Here is a 16264-nt window from a genome sequence, read left to right as displayed (position 1 = left end):
CGGTCCCTACCCCCGAGGCGCCATCAGCAGTCGGACTCTCATCGAACTGTGGGTCCGGGGAGTAGGAGTAATCCTGGTAAGGGTCATTCGTCATCGTCCTTGTCCTTTCAATCGATCGTGATCATCAGGTTCAGACCCGAGTTCGGGTGATAGGTCCAGGTGGCGGTGTAGACGTCCCAGGAGTCACTCACGCGTCCGTCAAGAGCCCGCGTTGCGGCGATCTGGGTGGTAACGCGGGTCGGCACGTCCAGGGCAATGAAGGCACACAGCACTTCGAGGTAATCCATGCCGAGGGGGTTCTCCTCCCCGGCGGTCTGCAGGAGCAGGGTGCGGCCCTCATCGGCCAGTTGCGCGCCGAGGTCTTCTTCAAACCCACAGCGCTCGTAGGCGGCTTCCAGCGCAGTAGGCGCCGGGGGCCGGCTCTGCCAGTAGGCGGTACCCGCCAAGACGAGTACCACCACCGCGATTCCGAGCAGACCGATCAAACGCCACCGACGGCGCTTTCCCCTTTCCTGCTCGGCAGCCAGAATCGCCTCAACCGAGTAGCCCTGCCCAGCAGCGGGCCCTTCTCGCCGCGATTCGGTATCCATCGCGATCAGAACCGGGGAAGTTCGAGCAGGTTGTTGGACTCCCGCCCGTCGGCAACGGTGGTGATGTAGCGCAGCCCGTTCACCGAGGTAGCCACGACCACCGGCGCCTGCGCACCCGTTGCGTCGTTGTGGCTGCGGTACTGCTGGCCGGCCAAGATCCCGGCGACGGTTTCCGCCAGGGTCGCGGTGCGCAAAGTGCCGGTGGTGGCGAACGAGAACTGCACCGCGGTGATGTGACGGTTAAGGGTGCCCGGATCTTCCAGGCGAACCTTACGGATATACATCATCGAGAACCTCCTGTTAACGGGAGAACTGATCTGCCCTCCGCTGGTCTCCAGGAACGTAGAGCGACGTTCACTCGCATTTCCAACACCATGGCGATAAGCCCCCTTATCGCCTGGATAGCGCCCGGTGTCTGCATCCATCGCTACGATGAAGTCATCGCCCATCGACCGACAGGAGACCGCCATGGCACCCAGCCCCGCACCAGGCGCGGAGGAGCCTCAGCCACCGGCTGCTCTGTTGTCGATGTCCGGCATCGCTCGGCTGGCCAAGGTCCGCCGGCCGGTGGTGACGATCTGGCGGCGGCGCAAGGCCCAAGGCCCGGACCCGTTCCCCGCGCCGGTCAACCCCGGCCACCCGGAACTGCAGTTCGACGCTACGGAGATCGCCGCATGGCTCACCCGTACCGGCCTGGCAACAACGCCAGTGCCCAGGAGGACCTCGCCGCCCACGTCCGTCCGGGCCCCGCGCACCTGAGCGCCGACTTCGACGCGGCGGTCGCCGCCCTCCTCACCCTGACCACGCTCACCGGCGCCTCCCTGACCGAGACCGTCCCCGCGGAACTCCTCGACCTCGCCGACGACGTCGATCCCCATGACGAGTTCTGTTACCGCGAAGTCGAGGCCGCCCACCAGAACCCCGAACTGGTCTCCCACGCCGAGCAGGTTGCCGATGCGTCCTACTCGGCGGCCAACGCTCTGGAGCAGTCGCTGCAGGAAGCACGACGGCGCGCACCGAACCTCCCGGACGTGCTCTCCCGTCCGGCACTGAGGTTGCTGGCCGATCTGGCAATTGCGCTGCATGAGGGAGACGACGGCGAGATGCACTTCGCCGATCCGTTCCCGCAGGCGGGTGACCTGTTGGCGGCGGTCCGCGAGCGCCTGCCTGAGCACATCCCAGCGGTCGCACACACTCCCGAGGTGACCACCGCCGTCGGACGGAACACCCTCCGGCGATTGCTGTCGGGCGGGTGGGGACGACGGCGACTGTCCGGAGAACTCGGCGCGGCACCGTCCGCCGTGGTGCTGACCCAGGTCGATCACGAGGACGACCCGCGAGGCTCCGCGCTGCACCTGTTGCGACAGATCGATGACATCGCCTTGGAAATGCACGCCGGTCAGCGTGCCGTGATCGTCGGCCCGGCCCAGGTACTGATTGACGAACTGGCCGACCGGGAGGCGGACAACCTGCGCGCGCATCTGCTCCGGCTGGACCGGGTTCGCTCCATCATCCGGTTGCCCGCCGGTAGCGTGCCGCGGCGCCACAACCGAGCCATGGCGGTGTGGGTACTGGGGGCCACGCACCCCGGCGTGCCCGCCGAGCGGCGCTGGACCACCGTCTGCGACCTTACCGACCGCGGCCTCACCCCAGCGTTGTGCATTGACGTCGTCAACGACACGCTGGCTGGCTGCGATGGGCGATGAGCAGACCGTACGTTCCCACGCGTTCCACTACTCCCGCCGGGTCGCGGCACGCTCCGTCATCGCAGCCCACGGCCCACTGATCCCCGGCCCCACCACCGCTCCCCCACGGCCGGCGACATCCGGCTCCCACACCGCGGCGCGCCTGATGACCCTGGCCGAGCGCCTCGATAGCGAACCAGCCCAGCCGCTCGCGCCCGCTGTTCGCGTCTTTCACGCAAGCGCGCCGACCACGCGGCGGCCCAGTACGCACGAGACCATCGAGCACTGGCTGGACCGAGGTGATCTGGAACTGATCCCCGGCCACCGCCTCAGCGGCGAACCCACCGACGAAGCCGGTGTCCCCGTGCTGGGCGCGGACCAGATAATGGACGGCAGCCTGGCCCCTGCTCAGGTTCACATCGACCTGCTCACCCTGGCCGAGGACTACCCCGCCGCGCACTTGAGCGAACCTGGTGACGTCATCCTCACCACCACCGGCGGGCTCCGTGCCGCCGCCGTCGACCATGAGGGCAGCGCCCTCGTCACCTACCCCGCGCGCATCCTGCGGCCAACAGAAACACTCGACCCACACCTACTCGCCCGCGCGCTCAACCGTCACGGAGCCACCGGCGGTCGGGCTTGGCGGTCAGTGACACTGCGCCCGGTTCCGGAATCCCAACGCAAGGCGCTGCGCGAGGCGATGGCCGCAGTGGACAATGCACACAGACACGCTCATGCCCGCATTGCCGCACTGAAGGAACTCCGGGACGACTTGCTCGACGGCATCGCCGCCCGGGTTCTGCAGTTCGACACCCCCACGACAGCCCCACCGGAAGGACACTAGGACGTGCCACCCAAGCGCAAGGCCGCCGAACCCTCGGCAGCCAATTCGGTCAAGGGACCGAGTTCGATGAAGGAACTCAAGGACACCCTGTGGAAGGCCGCGGACAAACTCCGCTCCTCCATGGATGCCTCGCAGTACAAGGACGTGGTGCTGGGGCTGGTGTTCCTCAAGTATGTCTCGGATGCCTTTACCGAACGTCGTGAGCAGATCAGCGCCGAACTGACCGAACAGGGCATCGGTGAGGACCAGATCGACTCCTTCACTGATGACATCGATGAATACACCGGCCACGGAGTGTTCTGGATCCCGGCCACGGCACGCTGGGACTACCTGGCCACCAACGCCAAGGGCCTACCCGCCTCCGGCGCCGAACCGGCACGTTCTATCGGCGAACTGGTCGATGACGCCATGGAACTCATCATGGGCGCCAACCCCAGCCTGCGCGGCACCCTGCCCCGGATCTATAACCGCGACAACGTCGACCAGCGCCGACTGGGTGAGTTGATCGACCTGTTCAACACCGCCCGGTTCACCGGCCACGGGGCCACCAAGGCCCGGGACATTCTGGGCGAGGTGTATGAGTACTTCCTCGGCAAGTTCGCGGCCGCCGAGGGCAAGCGTGGCGGGGAGTTCTACACGCCCCCGGATGTGGTGCGCGTGCTGGTGGAGGTACTCGAGCCCTACTCCGGTCGGGTTTATGACCCGTGCTGCGGATCGGGCGGCATGTTCGTGCAGACCGAGAAGTTCCTGCAGCGCCACGACACCGACCGCACCGCGATCTCCGTCTACGGCCAGGAGTTGAATGACCGCACCTGGCGCATGGCGAAGATGAACCTCGCTATCCACGGCCTCAACGCCAACCTCGGTCCCAAGTGGGGGGACACCTTCGCCCGCGACCAGCACCCGGACATCGAGATGGACTACGTGCTGGCCAATCCCCCGTTCAACATCAAGGACTGGGCCCGTTCGGAGGAGGACTCCCGCTGGGTCTACGGCGTGCCACCGGCCAACAACGCCAACTACGGCTGGATCCAGCACATCCTGTCCAAACTCAGCCCCCGCGGGTCTGCGGGTGTGGTGATGGCCAACGGGTCGATGTCCTCGAACTCCGGCGGGGAGGGCAAGATCCGCGCCCAGATCGTCGAGGCGGACCTGGTCTCCTGCATGGTCGCGCTGCCGACCCAGTTGTTCCGCTCCACCGGCATCCCGGTCTGCCTGTGGTTCTTCGCTAGAGACAAGACCGCCGGCCCTGGTGGTGCAACCGACCGGACCGGCGAGGTGCTGTTCATCGACGCCCGGAACTTGGGCCACATGATCGACCGCGCCGAACGCGAACTGCGCCAGGAAGACATCGCCCAGATCGCCGACACCTTCCACGCCTGGCGGGGCACCGAATCAGCGACGACGGCGGGCCTCACCTATGAGGACGTGCCGGGCTTTGCTTACTCGGCCACCTTGGGCGAGATCAAGGAAGCGGACTACACACTCACCCCGGGCCGGTACGTCGGCGTCCCTGAGGTGGAGGACGACGGCGAGCCGCTGGAGGAGAAGATCGATCGTCTGACGACGGAGTTGCTCGAGCAGTTCGAAGAGTCGTCGCGGTTGGAACAGGTCGTACGCGAGCAGTTGGGCAGGGTCAGATAATGGCCTGGGCGACACGCAAACTCGGAGAACTCACCTCAAAGATCGGCTCTGGAGCCACGCCCCGTGGCGGCAGTACGGTGTACCGTCCATCCGGCACTACATTCATCCGTTCGCAGAACGTACACGACCACAAAATGCGCCTTGAGGACGTGGCCTACATCGATGATGACTCAGCGGCGGCCCTATCATCCGTAGCAGTGAGTCCAGGGGACGTCCTTATAAACATTACGGGCGACTCAATTGCTAGGACTTCATTAGTCGATCTAAAGGCCCTACCCGCTCGGGTGAGTCAACACGTGGCCATCCTCAGGCCCACAGATGAACTTGATAGCCGGTACCTGCAGAAGTTCCTGACAAACCCCTCCTTCAAGGATCACCTTATTGCGATTAGTTCCGGAGGAACTCGGAAAGCACTAACCAAAGCGACTCTAGAATCACTGAATATCGCGCTACCACCGTTAGCCGTGCAACGGGCGATCGCGGAGGTGCTGGGCGCCCTCGACGACAAGATCGCCGCCAACCACCAGTGACTGCGCGATCACGCAGCCTGATTTCGGCCCTGTATCGGAGTGCGCTTGCTCAGGCGCCCATCCGACACGGACGCTTCTTAGAATACTTCCAGGTTACTTATGGTTCAGCGTTTAAAGGCGAGAACTTTAGCGATATAGGCATTGGTCGACCACTCATGAGAATCCGGGACCTTCGCACCCACACTCCCCAGACATGGACGACAGAAACTCGGAGCGATGAAACATTCATCACGCCCGGCGAGATCGTGGCTGGCATGGACGCTGAGTTCACGCCGACAATATGGCTCGGCGAGAATGCCATCCTCAATCAACGTATGTGCCGACTCCGAACTGATCATTCAAACGCACTTACACTTGAAGCAGCTCGCGAACCCTTGAGTTATATTGAGAGCCACAAGACAGGCACGACGGTTATCCACATGAATAAACGCGACCTACAATCCACGGCTGCAACTCTTCCGGGCAAGGACGCTGCGCACGAGTTCGATCAGAAGTGCTCACCGCTACTCGAACTTATCGTGAGCCGTCACATCGAGAATCGTGCACTCGCGGCCACTCGCGACGCACTTCTTCCCGCACTCATGTCGGGCAAGTTGCGCGTGAAGGATGCCGAGCGTCAGGTCGAGGCGGTGGTGTAAACGTGCGGTTCTCGGAGGATGACTTGGAGCAACTCGCCGTCGACGTCCTGGGCGAACTCGGTTGGAAGCCGGTCGCTGGCACCGCCATCGCCCCCGGCGCTACCACCGAGCACGGAGAGGGTGAGCGCCACACCTGGGACGAACTGCTCATCCGTCCCCGGCTGCGCGCTGCGCTGCACCGCCTCAACCCGGACGTCCCGCGCGTCTACCTGGACCAGGCCCTCGACGTCATAGGCTCGGCCACGTCACAGGATGCGATCACCGAGAACCAGCGCATCCACACCATGCTCACCGACGGGTTCCGCGGGATGTCCTACGTCGACTCCGACGGTGTGGAGCAGAACCCCACCATCCGCCTGGTCAGCGCTGAACCTGCGCACAACGACTGGCTCGCTGCTCGCCAGGTCACCATTACCAGCGGCGAGACGACCCGCCGGTTCGACGTCGTGCTCTACCTCAACGGCATGCCCGTGGGCATCGTCGAACTCAAGCGTCCAGGTGCCGCACATGCTGATACAGCCGCTGCTCACGCCCAACTGCAGACCTACCTGCGGGAGTTCCCGCTCGCGTTCCGCTTCGCCGTCGTCTCGATCATTTCCGATGGAGTGACCGCTCAGTACGGCACTCCGTTCACCCCGCTGAACCACTACTCCCCCTGGAATGTGACCGAGGAGGGTGACTCGCTGACCGCAGCGTCGCCGTCGTCCGCTTCTGACGACACCTCCACGGGGTTGGACCGTGTGCTGCATGGGCTGTTCCCCCCGGAGCGGTTCCTGGAGTTCCTCACCCGCTACGTCGCCTTCGACAGCACCGAGGAAGGGCTGATCAAGCGGGTCGCGAAACCGCACCAGTTCTTCGCGTCGGGAAGGCCGTGGCCAAGACGCTGCAGGCGGTGGCCTCCGACGGCAAGGCCGGGGTGGTGTGGCACACCCAGGGGTCGGGCAAGTCGATGGAGATGGAACTGTATGCCAACCAGGTGCTGCGGATCCCCCAGTTGCGCAACCCGACCATCGTGGTCATCACCGACCGCACGGAGTTGGACGGGCAGTTGTATGAGACCTTCAACCGGTCGTTGCTGCTGCCGGAGAAGCCGGTCGCGGTGCGCCGCCGGGAGGAGTTGCGCAGTGAACTGCAGGACCGGATTACCGGGGGCATCTACTTCACCACGCTGCAGAAGTTCGGGCTTAACCAAGCCGAGCGCGAGTCCGGTGCGGTGCATCCGTTGCTGTCGGACCGGCGCAACATCATCGTGATCGTCGATGAGGCGCACCGGTCCCATTACGACAACCTGGACGGGTACGCCTGGCACCTGAAGAACGCCCTGCCGCGGGCCACGTTGATTGCCTTCACTGGGACGCCGGTGTCCTTCGCGGATCGCAACACCCGTGAGGTGTTCGGCGACTACATCGACATCTATGACCTCACCCGCGCCGTGGAGGACGGGGCCACGGTGCCGGTGCACTTCGAGAGCCGGCTGATCAAGGTGGACCGGGCCGAGGAACTCTCGGCTGAAGACATCGATCGCGCCGCCGATGAGTTCACCGAAGGGCTGGATGACGCCGAGCGGGACCGGGTGGAGAAGACCGTCGCGGTGATCAATGCCCTGTATGGGGCGCCGGCGCGGATTCAGACGTTGGCGGCGGATCTGGTGGCGCACTGGGAGCGGCGCCGGGAGGCGATGTTCGAGGCACTGGGGACGGAGGAGAATCCGGGCACGCCGGGGAAGGCGATGATCGTGGGCGCGACGCGGCAGATCTGCGCGGATCTGTACGCGGCGATCGTGGAGTTGCGGCCGGAGTGGCACAGCGAGGAGGATCACGAGGGCCGGATCAAGGTGGTCTACTCCGGCAGCGCGACGGATCAGCCGCCGGTGTCTTTGCATGTGCGCCGCGATTCACAGAACAAGGCGATCAAGAACCGGTTGCGGGATGCCGATGATGAGTTGGAACTGGTGATCGTCAAGGACATGATGCTCACCGGCTTCGACGCACCCCCGCTGCACACGTTGTACCTGGACCGTCCGCTCAAGGGCGCGCTGTTGATGCAGACGCTGGCGCGGGTGAACCGGACATTCCGGGGCAAGCAAGACGGGTTGCTGGTGGCCTACGCCCCGGTGGTCGACAATCTGGCGCGAGCACTGGAGGAGTACACCGACACTGACCGGGAGCGGAAGCCGCAGGGGCGGGACATCTCGGAGACTGTGGCGGTTGCGCGGGAGTTGGTGGCGACGCTCGGGGAGCTGCTGGAGGGCGTGGATTGGCGCGGGCGGCTGGCACAGCCGGGGCCGCGGGCCTATGTGGATGCGGTGCAGGCCACGGTGAACCATCTGCGTTCGCCGTTGACGCCGGGGAATCAGGTTGGTGCTGACGAGGAGTCGCTGGCGGCTCGCTACCGGCGGCTGTCGGCGCAGTTGGGCCGGGTGTGGGCGATCGCCGGGCACACTGAGCAGTTGGCGGAAGTGGCCGGCGATGCGCGGTTCTTCGAGGAAGTGCGCGTATGGATGGCAAAACGCGACGCTGAGGACCGTCAGGCCAACGGGGAGCCGGTGCCCGAGGAAGTCCAGCGGATGCTGAACTCGTTGGTGGCCTCCTCGATCGTGTCCGAAGAGGTCATCGACATCTACGGAGCGGCCGGGATGGACAAGCCGGCGCTCAGTGACCTGGACACGGCGTTCATCGCTCAGATGCAGCAGGCGCCGAACCAGCACCTGGCGATCGAGTCGCTCCGGAACATGCTGCTGGAGGAAAGCCGGACGCTGCTGGGCAACAACGTGGTGCGCCGGCAGGCGTTCTCCCAGCAGTTGCAGGAGTTGATGCTCAAGTACATCAACCAGAACCTCACGTCCGCTGAGGTCATCGCTGCGCTGATCGAGACCGCTCAGGAACTGTCCGCCGAGCCGCACCGCGGTGAGCAGTTCGACCCGCCGCTCTCCGATGATGAATTGGCGTTCTACGACGCGGTGGCCTCCAATGAGTCCGCGGTGCTGGAGCAGGGGCAAGACACGTTGGCCAAGATCGCCCGGGAACTGGTCGCGATCATGCGACGGGATGTGCGCACCGACTGGACCGTGCGTGAGGATGTGCGGGCCAAGATGCGGACGTCCATCAGGAGACTGTTGGCGATTCATCGGTATCCGCCGGATCAGCAGCCGGAGGCGATCAAGTTGGTGATGCAGCAGATGGTGGAACTGGCGCCGGGGTATGCGCTGAGTGGCGGGACCGACCTCAGAACTGACCTCCGCCCTCAAGAGGAGTGACCGAAAATGGAAGAACACGTACTCCGCGCAGGCAAGGAGATCTCGAATTCAGCAAACGCCCGGCTGCGAAGAGCGAAGTTTCTGTACCAAGAACTTATTGAGATGTTGGACCGTTGGCGGTCAACAGAGCCATTAACTGTACGGCGGGTCTATGGTACAAATGAAAGAACACTCGACATTTATGCGAGTCTGGAACCTACCCTCGATCTCGACGCCGTTGGAGTCGTGTACGGCGACCTTCTTCACAATCTGTGGTCATCTCATGAAAACTTGTTCCACGATATTTTGAAACTACCAGGCGTCTCACCATCCAGTGGGAACCACTACTTTCCCGCGTGTAGCACGGAAAAGGGATGGGAAAATTTTGCAAAGAGATATCAAGATATCCCGCCTGTGCTTCTGGAACGAATCAGGCGCTTACAGCCCTATACGGATAAAAGGATTGACGGCACAACGGACGAGCGCTATATCAAGTCGTCGGCGACATACGCGATGCGGGGCGAGAACAATGCTTACAAGCACAAGAGCGTGGCTGAGTGCATCATCCTCCGACATGAGTTCTACGCTGGCCCCACACGCTGGCAGGGAGGAGAGCCGACGTTCTGGGAAGCATCGCCCGACAGCGATCCCTTTATCGATGAGCCATTTCGGACGATGAGCGTGTCGAACGGCGGGCGGATTTTGGCGTACCCGATCGGCGTTGGAGTGCAGGTATGCGTGCGTAACCCAGTGACCGGAGACCTCGAACCTCTCGTACAGTCCGCCGCCACGGCCGTTTCTCAAGCGGACTTCAACATCAAGGCAGTTTGCATGGGCTTCGATGCGGCGCGAATTATGGCAGAAATGGTCGATGGGCTCGATTCAATTTGGTACGACGCTAGCGTACTATCATCAGGTGACGGATACCAGTAGGAATTATTACAAGACATATGTTGCCCGAACGTGCTGCGCATTTGTCGCTCCACCGAATTAAAAGAACTCTAGAAGGAGGTACGACCGATGCGACGATGCCCTACGTTTCTGCTAGCCCTGATCTTGGGCCTCGTGCTGGCCGCGTGCACGACTATGGAACGCGGAGGGGAAGATCAACGAGAGCCAGCCAGCCGATGATCCCGCCATGGGGGAAACCCAGCCCGAGCCCGAACCAGAACAGGAACCGGAACCGGAACCGGAACCAGGACAGGCGCGCACAGGGCCGGAATTGCACCAGGTAGGCGACCTTATCGAGCGACCCACTGCGGACCTCTTAGTCGAGGTACTGGAAGAGCGGGATGTCATCGAGACCGACTTCGATGCCGACTACGTGGCAAACGAGGGTGAGCGCCTTTGGTACGTGGACATCACGTGGACGAACAACCTCTCGGAAGTCATTGAGCACGCTTGCCACGGGCCGTACTCAATGCAACTGCACGCATTCGACTTGGAGGGGCGTGAGATGCTGATTGTGGACCAGCCCGGCTACATCGCTGGCCAGGACTGCTCTGGTGGGCTCATGCAGGGACAGACTGGTCGGTGGCAGTCGGCATTCCACAGTCTCGATGAAGAGTTCGGATGGCTACTCTTCGACGATTACAACGGCGAGATTGCCGTTGTCACCCTCGACCCTGACTTGGAGTTGTACTTCGACTGAAGGGCGGCCGACGGCCTCGCATCAGCAGCGTGAGGAGCGCGACGGTCCCATCGGGCAAATGCGATTGACCAAGATATCCACAGCCCCGGGGAGCGTCCCGCCCTTTTTGCGCCGCCCGTGGCTACGTTTGGACCATGACTGCGGATACGGCACCCGATCCCTTCTTGGCACGGCCGCTGTACACCTTTCGCGAGGCGGCCGCCATCGTTGGTGTGCCGCCATCCAACCTGAGTTCGGTCATTCGTTTAGTGCCTGAGATTTCCTGGTCGTGAGGGCGTCGATGATCGCTCGTCGGTCGGGGTCGATCTGGGGCGGGATGGTCTGGGTGGCGCCGTTGGCGGTGATGGTCGCTGAGCGCAGGGGCCTGAGCTGGCGGATGACGTTGCGGATCGCGAGGCCGGAGCGCCGCTGGACCTCGCGCGAGACGGCCAGGGCGGTGAACACGATGGTCAGGTGGGCCTCGATGGCGTCGCGGGTCGTACGAACATCGGCCTGGCGGCCAGGTCGGTCTTGGACATCCGGAACGACTGCTCGACGTGCCAGAGCTGGTGGTAGGACCCGGTGACCTCACCGGCCGCCATCAGCTTGGCGGGGATATTGGTGACGTAGCCCTTCAGCCCGACCAGGCGCCGCGCGCGGGCCAGGGCGGCCTCGTCCAGGCTGCGCGTGTCACCGGTGGTCTTGACGAATCTGGGGGTCCGGGCGGCTTTCTCACCGGCGATGACCGCTCGGGCGCGGTTCTCCTGCAACGTCAACGTCTTGCTATCGCGCGCCGCCCGCTTGGCCGAGTAGGCCCACACCGCCCGCCACGACCCGGGATGCTGCTCGGGGTCCCAGACCGGCTCGGCACGCAGCGCTTCGTCGTTCTCACTGCGCCGGCCGGTGCGGGGCGTGATGGTGTCGATGACCTGCCCGTCGCTGAACGCATCGCCGTGCCAGCGGAAGTGCGAGGCCAGGTCCAGCGGCGCCTTGGTCACTCTGGAGCCGACGATGAACCGCAGGTTCGCCTCCTCCAACGCGGCCAGGTTGCCCGCCGAGAGCATGCCGGCATCGGCCACGACGACCATGTCCTCGATGCCGTGGCGGTTCTGGAACTGCTTGATGATCGGGATGATCGTGGATGTCTCGGCCTGGTTGCCCTCATAGCAGCAGATCTCCAGGGGGAACCCGTGCCGGTCGACGAGCAGACCCACAACGATCTGTGGGTCGACGCGGCGTTCCTTGGAGTAGCCGACCTTGCGCAGGTCGTCCTCCTTCTCGGCCTCGAAGTACAACGTGGTCACGTCGTACAAGCACAGCGAGACATCACCACTGTGCGCGGCGTGGGTGAAGCACAGTTCGGCGACGTTGTCGCGGTAGGCCCCCGGGCCCTCGCCGGCTGCCGCCCGAGTCAGGGTGCGGCGCATTGTCTTCTCACTCGCCGGCCTCACGCCCAAGTCGCTCAGCACACGGCCGGTGTCCAGGATCGAGGTCGGCTCCACGATCCGGGCGATCACCAGATCTCGAAACACCGCGTCACCGATCGTGTCGAACCCCAGCTCGGTGAACACCGCGCTCAGCGCGTCATACAGCACCCGCGAGGAAGTCCCCACCACCCGCGGCGCAGGAACCGGCCCGCGTTCACGTGCTGCCGAGCCTGCCTCGTCGAAGAGCGCCGCCGCCCGCGGCTGGCCGATCAGCGTCGCCCTGGGCGCGGCCGGCTCCAGGCCGAGGTCGAACTCGCCCTGCCCTGGGTCCTCCAACAGCTCCCGCGCCCGCTCAACGAGCAGCCCGAGCTCGGCCTCGGTATGCGCCGACCCGATATGGGCCACGATCCGCCGCCGGCCATCGACGTACTCAGCGATCTGCACGGCCGTCGCTCCCGAAGCCGTCCGTACCCGCCGAATCCACGCCACACGCCCCACGGTAGAGCACCAATTAGTGCCACAGATCGGCGTCCCGCGGACCCATCGGCGCAGGTCAGCGAGTTACACCGTCACAGATCGCGACGCCGTGACCGAACTCAGGCGCCCTTTTTGCGCCGCCCGTGGCTACGTTTGGACCATGACTGCGGATACGGCACCCGATCCCTTCTTGGCACGGCCGCTGTACACCTTTCGCGAGGCGGCCGCCATCGTTGGTGTGCCGCCATCCAACTCTGCACACGTGGGCACGAGGCCGCGGCTACAAGGGGGATCGATGGGACCCAGTACCGATCGGATGCTCTCATCACGACCACTAGCACCGGCCGCGGTGCAGTCGTACCGTTCATCGGACTGGCTGAGGCTCATGTTCTCGCCGGATTCCGGGCCGCCGGCGTCCCGATGCAGCGGATCCGGCCAGCGCTGGAGCATCTGGAGAACGAGATCGGTGTGGTCGCGGCACTGACCAGCGAAAGGCTGAAGACCGACGGCGCTGAAATGTTTTGGGACTACGGACGACACTGACGACCAGGAGGTCGTTGACGAACTAGTCGTGATCTGGAACCAACAGGCGGTGTTTCGCGACGTCGTCGGGCAGTATCTGCAGACCATCACCTACCGCCATGGTCGCGTAGCCATCATCGGCCTGCCTCAGTACGAACCCGAGGTCGTCGTTGATCCGCTACGCAACTTCGGTCGGCCGATGCTTGCACGCCGTGCTATCCGCGTTGAGGACATCACCGGCCGGATCGAGGCCGGTGAGGCTCTCGAGGAAGTGGCGCTGGACTTCAATCTGGACCCAGCCGAGGTTCACGCGCTCGTCGCGGCGTGATGGACATGGCCGAGTTGCGGAAGGTGAGCTAAGTACGCGACCGGTGGTACGCCGTCGGCCGGCGACCTCCGCTGCGGGAGTGGTGATGCTTGGCCCCGGGTCGTCGCTAGGCGCCCCGGTCAACTACCGCCGCCACCTGGTGTGCCCGTCGCTCGAGGTCCCGGGCAAGTTCCACCAGTTCGGCCCGGTCGACCGGGCTGGTCGCCTCCAGTGAGGCAGCGCGGATGAAGGAGGTGACCTTGAGGCCCGCTTCCTCGGCCTGGCTCCGTACCTGCGTGATCTCTTCCTCGGAGAACCGGACCGAGATCGTCACTGACCGGGTGGAGGTGACGTTCACCGGGTTCTCTTCATCGAACCCCGAGAGGTCCCGGGTCTCGTTGTAGTACTCCGCCTCTGCGGCCGCGGCCTTCTTCACCATCGTCATACCCGTCATCCAGTGATCGGTCGTACTCCATCGCGAAGGATCTGCACCACGACCACCGCGTCCTTTCCGCGATCGGTCACCGATCGGAACAGTCCGCGGTCCGGCTCCTTTCGGCTCGGAAACATCCGATCCGCGTTCCAGATCGCCTGCTCGATCTCTGCTGCGGTGAGCCTCCTGGTCGCGTGGCCAAGGTTGTGCTCGTCCCACTCGACCCGGTCGAAGATCATCCGTTACCTCCATTGTGTTGCATTTGGAGTCCTGAACGCAACGCGCTTTGAAAGGGCTCTCCGGGCCCGGGCGCACATCATTAGTCGCCAACTCTTGCGGCGCGCACCACACTGTGCGGTAATCCGAGTTTCGGCACCGTCGTCAAGGTTGCGAAGACACTCGCGCTGCGGGTGCACGTCGAGTCCGTCGCCTGATGACCGTCGGGCCCAAGCGACAGTGGTGCAGCCTCAGTAGTCTCGTGTTCAGTGACCACCGTGAGGTTCACCCGCACTCCGGCCAGGTCTCGATGTCTGCGGCATGACCGGCAGCCCGCCCGTACTTGCCGTCATCGGTGAGTAACTGCATATCCAGCGACTCCGCCAGTGCGACGTAAAAGGCGTCATAGGCGGTGAAGTTGTTGCGCAGCGCCAAGGCGCGCCGCTGGAAAGGCTGCATGGCATAGCGCACCAGGGTCAGGTCGCCGAAGTCCGCCAGCATCTCCTCGGCACGTTCCGCAGAGATCGCGACGGAAGGTTTCGTAGTCCGCAGCAGTCCCCGGATCGCGGACGTCACCTCCGCATCAATCAGCGCAGGTGCGTGCAGGTAGCGCTCCGCGGCGAACCGTTCCCGCAGTTCCGCATCGCCCCGGCGGTTCTGCAGCAGCCGCACGACGATCGAAGCATCGACGACACTCATTGCCGATCAGCGTCGATGAACCCACGGATTTCCTCGCCGCTGACCTCGATGCTGCTTCGTGCGGCGATCCGCGCCAGCACCTCCGGCATCGCAGGTCGCGACGTGTCGGCGTGGATGAGTTCCCGCAGATAACTCGACACCGACATGTTCCGGGCCGACGCGCGCTCCCGCAGGACCTGCACGTCGTCAGCAGGGACATCGCGGATCTGAATGATCTCGGTGCTCATCCCAGCAAGGATAGCCACTCTTCATGAATCTTTCATGATCGCGATATCCACAGCCTCGCGAGCGTCCCTCCGTTTCACATCGGGCATGGCTACGCTTGGGTCATGACTGCGGCAACGGCGCTCGATCCAACCTTGACACGGCCCCTGTACACCCTTCGCGGGGCAGCCGCCATCGTTGGTGTGCCGCCATCCACCTTGCACACGTGGGCGCGCGGTCGCGGCTACAAGGGCATCGACGGGACCCAGTACCGATCGGACGCACTCATCACGACCACTGGAACAGGCCGGGGCGCTGTCGTGCCGTTCATCGGACTGGCGGAGGCTTATGTGCTTGCTGGATTCCGCGCGGCCGGTGTCCCCATGCAGCGGATCCGTCCGGCGCTAAAGCACCTGGAGACCAAGATCGGTGTAGTGGCAGCACTGACCAGCGAGAGGCTCAAGACTGACGGCGCTGAAGTGTTATGGGACTACCGGAGCGACAGCGGCCACCAGGAGATCGTTGACGAACTGGTCGTCATCCGGAATCAGCAGGCGGTGTTTCGTGATGTCGTTGAGCAGTATCTACAGACCATCACCTACCGCCATGGTCGGGTTGCCATCATCGGCCTGCCTCAGTACCAAACCGAGGTCGTCGTCGATCCGCTACGCAACTTCGGTCGGCCGATGCTTGCACGCCGTGCGATCCGCGTTGAGGACATCACCGGGCGCATCGAAGCCGGTGAAGAGATCGAAGCGGTAGCTCTTGACTTCAACCTTGATCTTGCCGAGGTACACGCTCTCGTCGCGGCCTGATCGACATGGCTGAACCACGGTTCTTTCTCGACCGCGGTCTCGGTTCCCAGTTGGTGCCCTCGGGACTACGTGAACGAGGCTGGCTCCTCACCACGATGGACGAACGCTACGGTGCGGTTGCATCCCAAGAGATCGAAGAGGCGGACTGGATCCGCGACGCGTGCGCACGAGGGGAGTGCTTCCTTACCAAAGACTCAGCAATCGCACGCAACCCAACCGAGGCGACGCCTTTCCCTGAACCGCAGTGAAGTTTTCTGAAGTGGAGCGCCGGGAGGCTATGCCTCATCGGATGCCTGCAGGACGCCGCAGGCCCGACCCGACTTCATCCCGAGGTGGACGTCGTCATCGTCGGCACGGGCTGGGCGGGG

At 64.0% G+C, this 16264-nt stretch carries 18 protein-coding genes and 2 pseudogenes; 13 read left to right on the top strand and 7 right to left on the bottom strand.

Annotated features, from left to right (window positions below; genetic code table 11):
- Window positions 1-107: 107 nt before the first annotated feature.
- A complete protein-coding gene (locus tag ACRRRO_RS15110; RefSeq protein WP_424795801.1) occupies window positions 108-590 on the bottom strand; it encodes a hypothetical protein in 483 nt (160 codons plus the stop codon).
- Window positions 591-595: 5 nt separating this feature from the next.
- Window positions 596-1039 (bottom strand): DUF3892 domain-containing protein, encoded by a 444-nt coding sequence (locus ACRRRO_RS15105; RefSeq protein WP_424795800.1) that lies wholly within the window; start codon window positions 1037-1039, stop codon window positions 596-598.
- 19 nt (window positions 1040-1058) lie between these two features.
- Here ACRRRO_RS15105 and ACRRRO_RS15100 point away from each other — a divergent pair, with 19 nt between their 5' ends.
- The 9 genes and pseudogenes from ACRRRO_RS15100 (at window position 1059) to ACRRRO_RS15060 (ending at window position 10817) form a co-directional block, all read left to right on the top strand.
- Window positions 1059-1349 carry a hypothetical protein gene (locus ACRRRO_RS15100; RefSeq protein WP_434080518.1) on the top strand — a complete coding sequence of 97 codons (291 nt, stop codon included), beginning with the start codon at window positions 1059-1061 and terminating at the stop codon, window positions 1347-1349.
- Window positions 1265-2296, top strand: coding sequence for a hypothetical protein (locus ACRRRO_RS15095; protein ID WP_434080517.1), 1032 nt, complete (start codon window positions 1265-1267; stop codon window positions 2294-2296). Before ACRRRO_RS15100 ends, ACRRRO_RS15095 begins: the two co-directional genes overlap by 85 nt.
- Entirely contained in the window at window positions 2286-3119 is an 834-nt protein-coding gene (locus tag ACRRRO_RS15090) for a hypothetical protein (protein ID WP_434080516.1), read from the top strand. The genes ACRRRO_RS15095 and ACRRRO_RS15090 overlap by 11 nt, the downstream gene beginning before the upstream one ends.
- Window positions 3120-3122: 3 nt before the next feature.
- Window positions 3123-4763 carry a type I restriction-modification system subunit M gene (locus ACRRRO_RS15085; protein ID WP_424795798.1) on the top strand — a complete coding sequence of 547 codons (1641 nt, stop codon included), beginning with the start codon at window positions 3123-3125 and terminating at the stop codon, window positions 4761-4763.
- Entirely contained in the window at window positions 4763-5293 is a 531-nt protein-coding gene (locus ACRRRO_RS15080; protein ID WP_434080515.1) for a restriction endonuclease subunit S, read from the top strand. Before ACRRRO_RS15085 ends, ACRRRO_RS15080 begins: the two co-directional genes overlap by 1 nt.
- 254 nt (window positions 5294-5547) lie before the next feature.
- The gene (locus ACRRRO_RS15075; protein WP_434080514.1) at window positions 5548-5931 is read left to right on the top strand and encodes a hypothetical protein; all 384 of its coding nucleotides are present in this window, start codon (window positions 5548-5550) and stop codon (window positions 5929-5931) included.
- Window positions 5932-5933: 2 nt separating this feature from the next.
- Window positions 5934-9187, top strand: a pseudogene (locus tag ACRRRO_RS15070) (type I restriction endonuclease subunit R).
- A gap of 6 nt (window positions 9188-9193) precedes the next feature.
- Window positions 9194-10099, top strand: a complete 906-nt coding sequence (locus tag ACRRRO_RS15065; RefSeq protein ID WP_434080513.1) for a hypothetical protein — start codon at window positions 9194-9196, stop codon at window positions 10097-10099.
- A 205-nt stretch (window positions 10100-10304) separates the two neighbouring features.
- Window positions 10305-10817 (top strand): hypothetical protein, encoded by a 513-nt coding sequence (locus tag ACRRRO_RS15060; protein WP_434080512.1) that lies wholly within the window; start codon window positions 10305-10307, stop codon window positions 10815-10817.
- Window positions 10818-11054: 237 nt separating this feature from the next.
- On the opposite strand, the pseudogene ACRRRO_RS15055 reads toward ACRRRO_RS15060, so the two are convergent.
- Window positions 11055-12712, bottom strand: a pseudogene (locus ACRRRO_RS15055) (IS1634 family transposase).
- Between ACRRRO_RS15055 and ACRRRO_RS15050 the strand changes: the two are divergent.
- A complete protein-coding gene (locus ACRRRO_RS15050; protein WP_434080511.1) occupies window positions 12605-13243 on the top strand; it encodes a hypothetical protein in 639 nt (212 codons plus the stop codon). The pseudogene ACRRRO_RS15055 and the gene ACRRRO_RS15050 overlap by 108 nt on opposite strands.
- Before the next feature lie 28 nt (window positions 13244-13271).
- A complete protein-coding gene (locus ACRRRO_RS15045) occupies window positions 13272-13550 on the top strand; it encodes a DUF433 domain-containing protein (protein WP_424798261.1) in 279 nt (92 codons plus the stop codon).
- A gap of 106 nt (window positions 13551-13656) precedes the next feature.
- Here ACRRRO_RS15045 and ACRRRO_RS15040 read toward each other — a convergent pair whose 3' ends face one another.
- The 4 genes from ACRRRO_RS15040 to ACRRRO_RS15025 all read right to left on the bottom strand — a co-directional run bounded on the left by ACRRRO_RS15040 (window position 13657) and on the right by ACRRRO_RS15025 (window position 15104).
- A complete protein-coding gene (locus ACRRRO_RS15040; protein WP_434080510.1) occupies window positions 13657-13983 on the bottom strand; it encodes a plasmid mobilization protein in 327 nt (108 codons plus the stop codon).
- The gene (locus ACRRRO_RS15035) at window positions 13980-14201 is read right to left on the bottom strand and encodes a hypothetical protein (RefSeq protein WP_424798263.1); all 222 of its coding nucleotides are present in this window, start codon (window positions 14199-14201) and stop codon (window positions 13980-13982) included. The genes ACRRRO_RS15040 and ACRRRO_RS15035 overlap by 4 nt, the downstream gene beginning before the upstream one ends.
- A gap of 262 nt (window positions 14202-14463) precedes the next feature.
- Window positions 14464-14877: a type II toxin-antitoxin system VapC family toxin gene (locus ACRRRO_RS15030; protein WP_424798264.1), complete on the bottom strand. Its 414-nt coding sequence runs from the start codon at window positions 14875-14877 to the stop codon at window positions 14464-14466.
- Window positions 14874-15104, bottom strand: coding sequence for a hypothetical protein (locus ACRRRO_RS15025; protein ID WP_424798265.1), 231 nt, complete (start codon window positions 15102-15104; stop codon window positions 14874-14876). Before ACRRRO_RS15025 ends, ACRRRO_RS15030 begins: the two co-directional genes overlap by 4 nt.
- A 102-nt stretch (window positions 15105-15206) precedes the next feature.
- Between ACRRRO_RS15025 and ACRRRO_RS15020 the strand changes: the two genes are divergently transcribed.
- The gene (locus ACRRRO_RS15020) at window positions 15207-15896 is read left to right on the top strand and encodes a DUF433 domain-containing protein (RefSeq protein ID WP_424798266.1); all 690 of its coding nucleotides are present in this window, start codon (window positions 15207-15209) and stop codon (window positions 15894-15896) included.
- A 5-nt stretch (window positions 15897-15901) separates the two neighbouring features.
- Window positions 15902-16144: a hypothetical protein gene (locus tag ACRRRO_RS15015; protein WP_424798267.1), complete on the top strand. Its 243-nt coding sequence runs from the start codon at window positions 15902-15904 to the stop codon at window positions 16142-16144.
- Window positions 16145-16264 lie beyond the last annotated feature (120 nt).

Origin of the sequence: Sanguibacter sp. Z1732, assembly GCF_051020515.1 — a bacterium.
Lineage (GTDB): Bacteria > Actinomycetota > Actinomycetes > Actinomycetales > Beutenbergiaceae > CALKWS01.
This window is presented reverse-complemented; position numbering and strand designations above follow the sequence as displayed.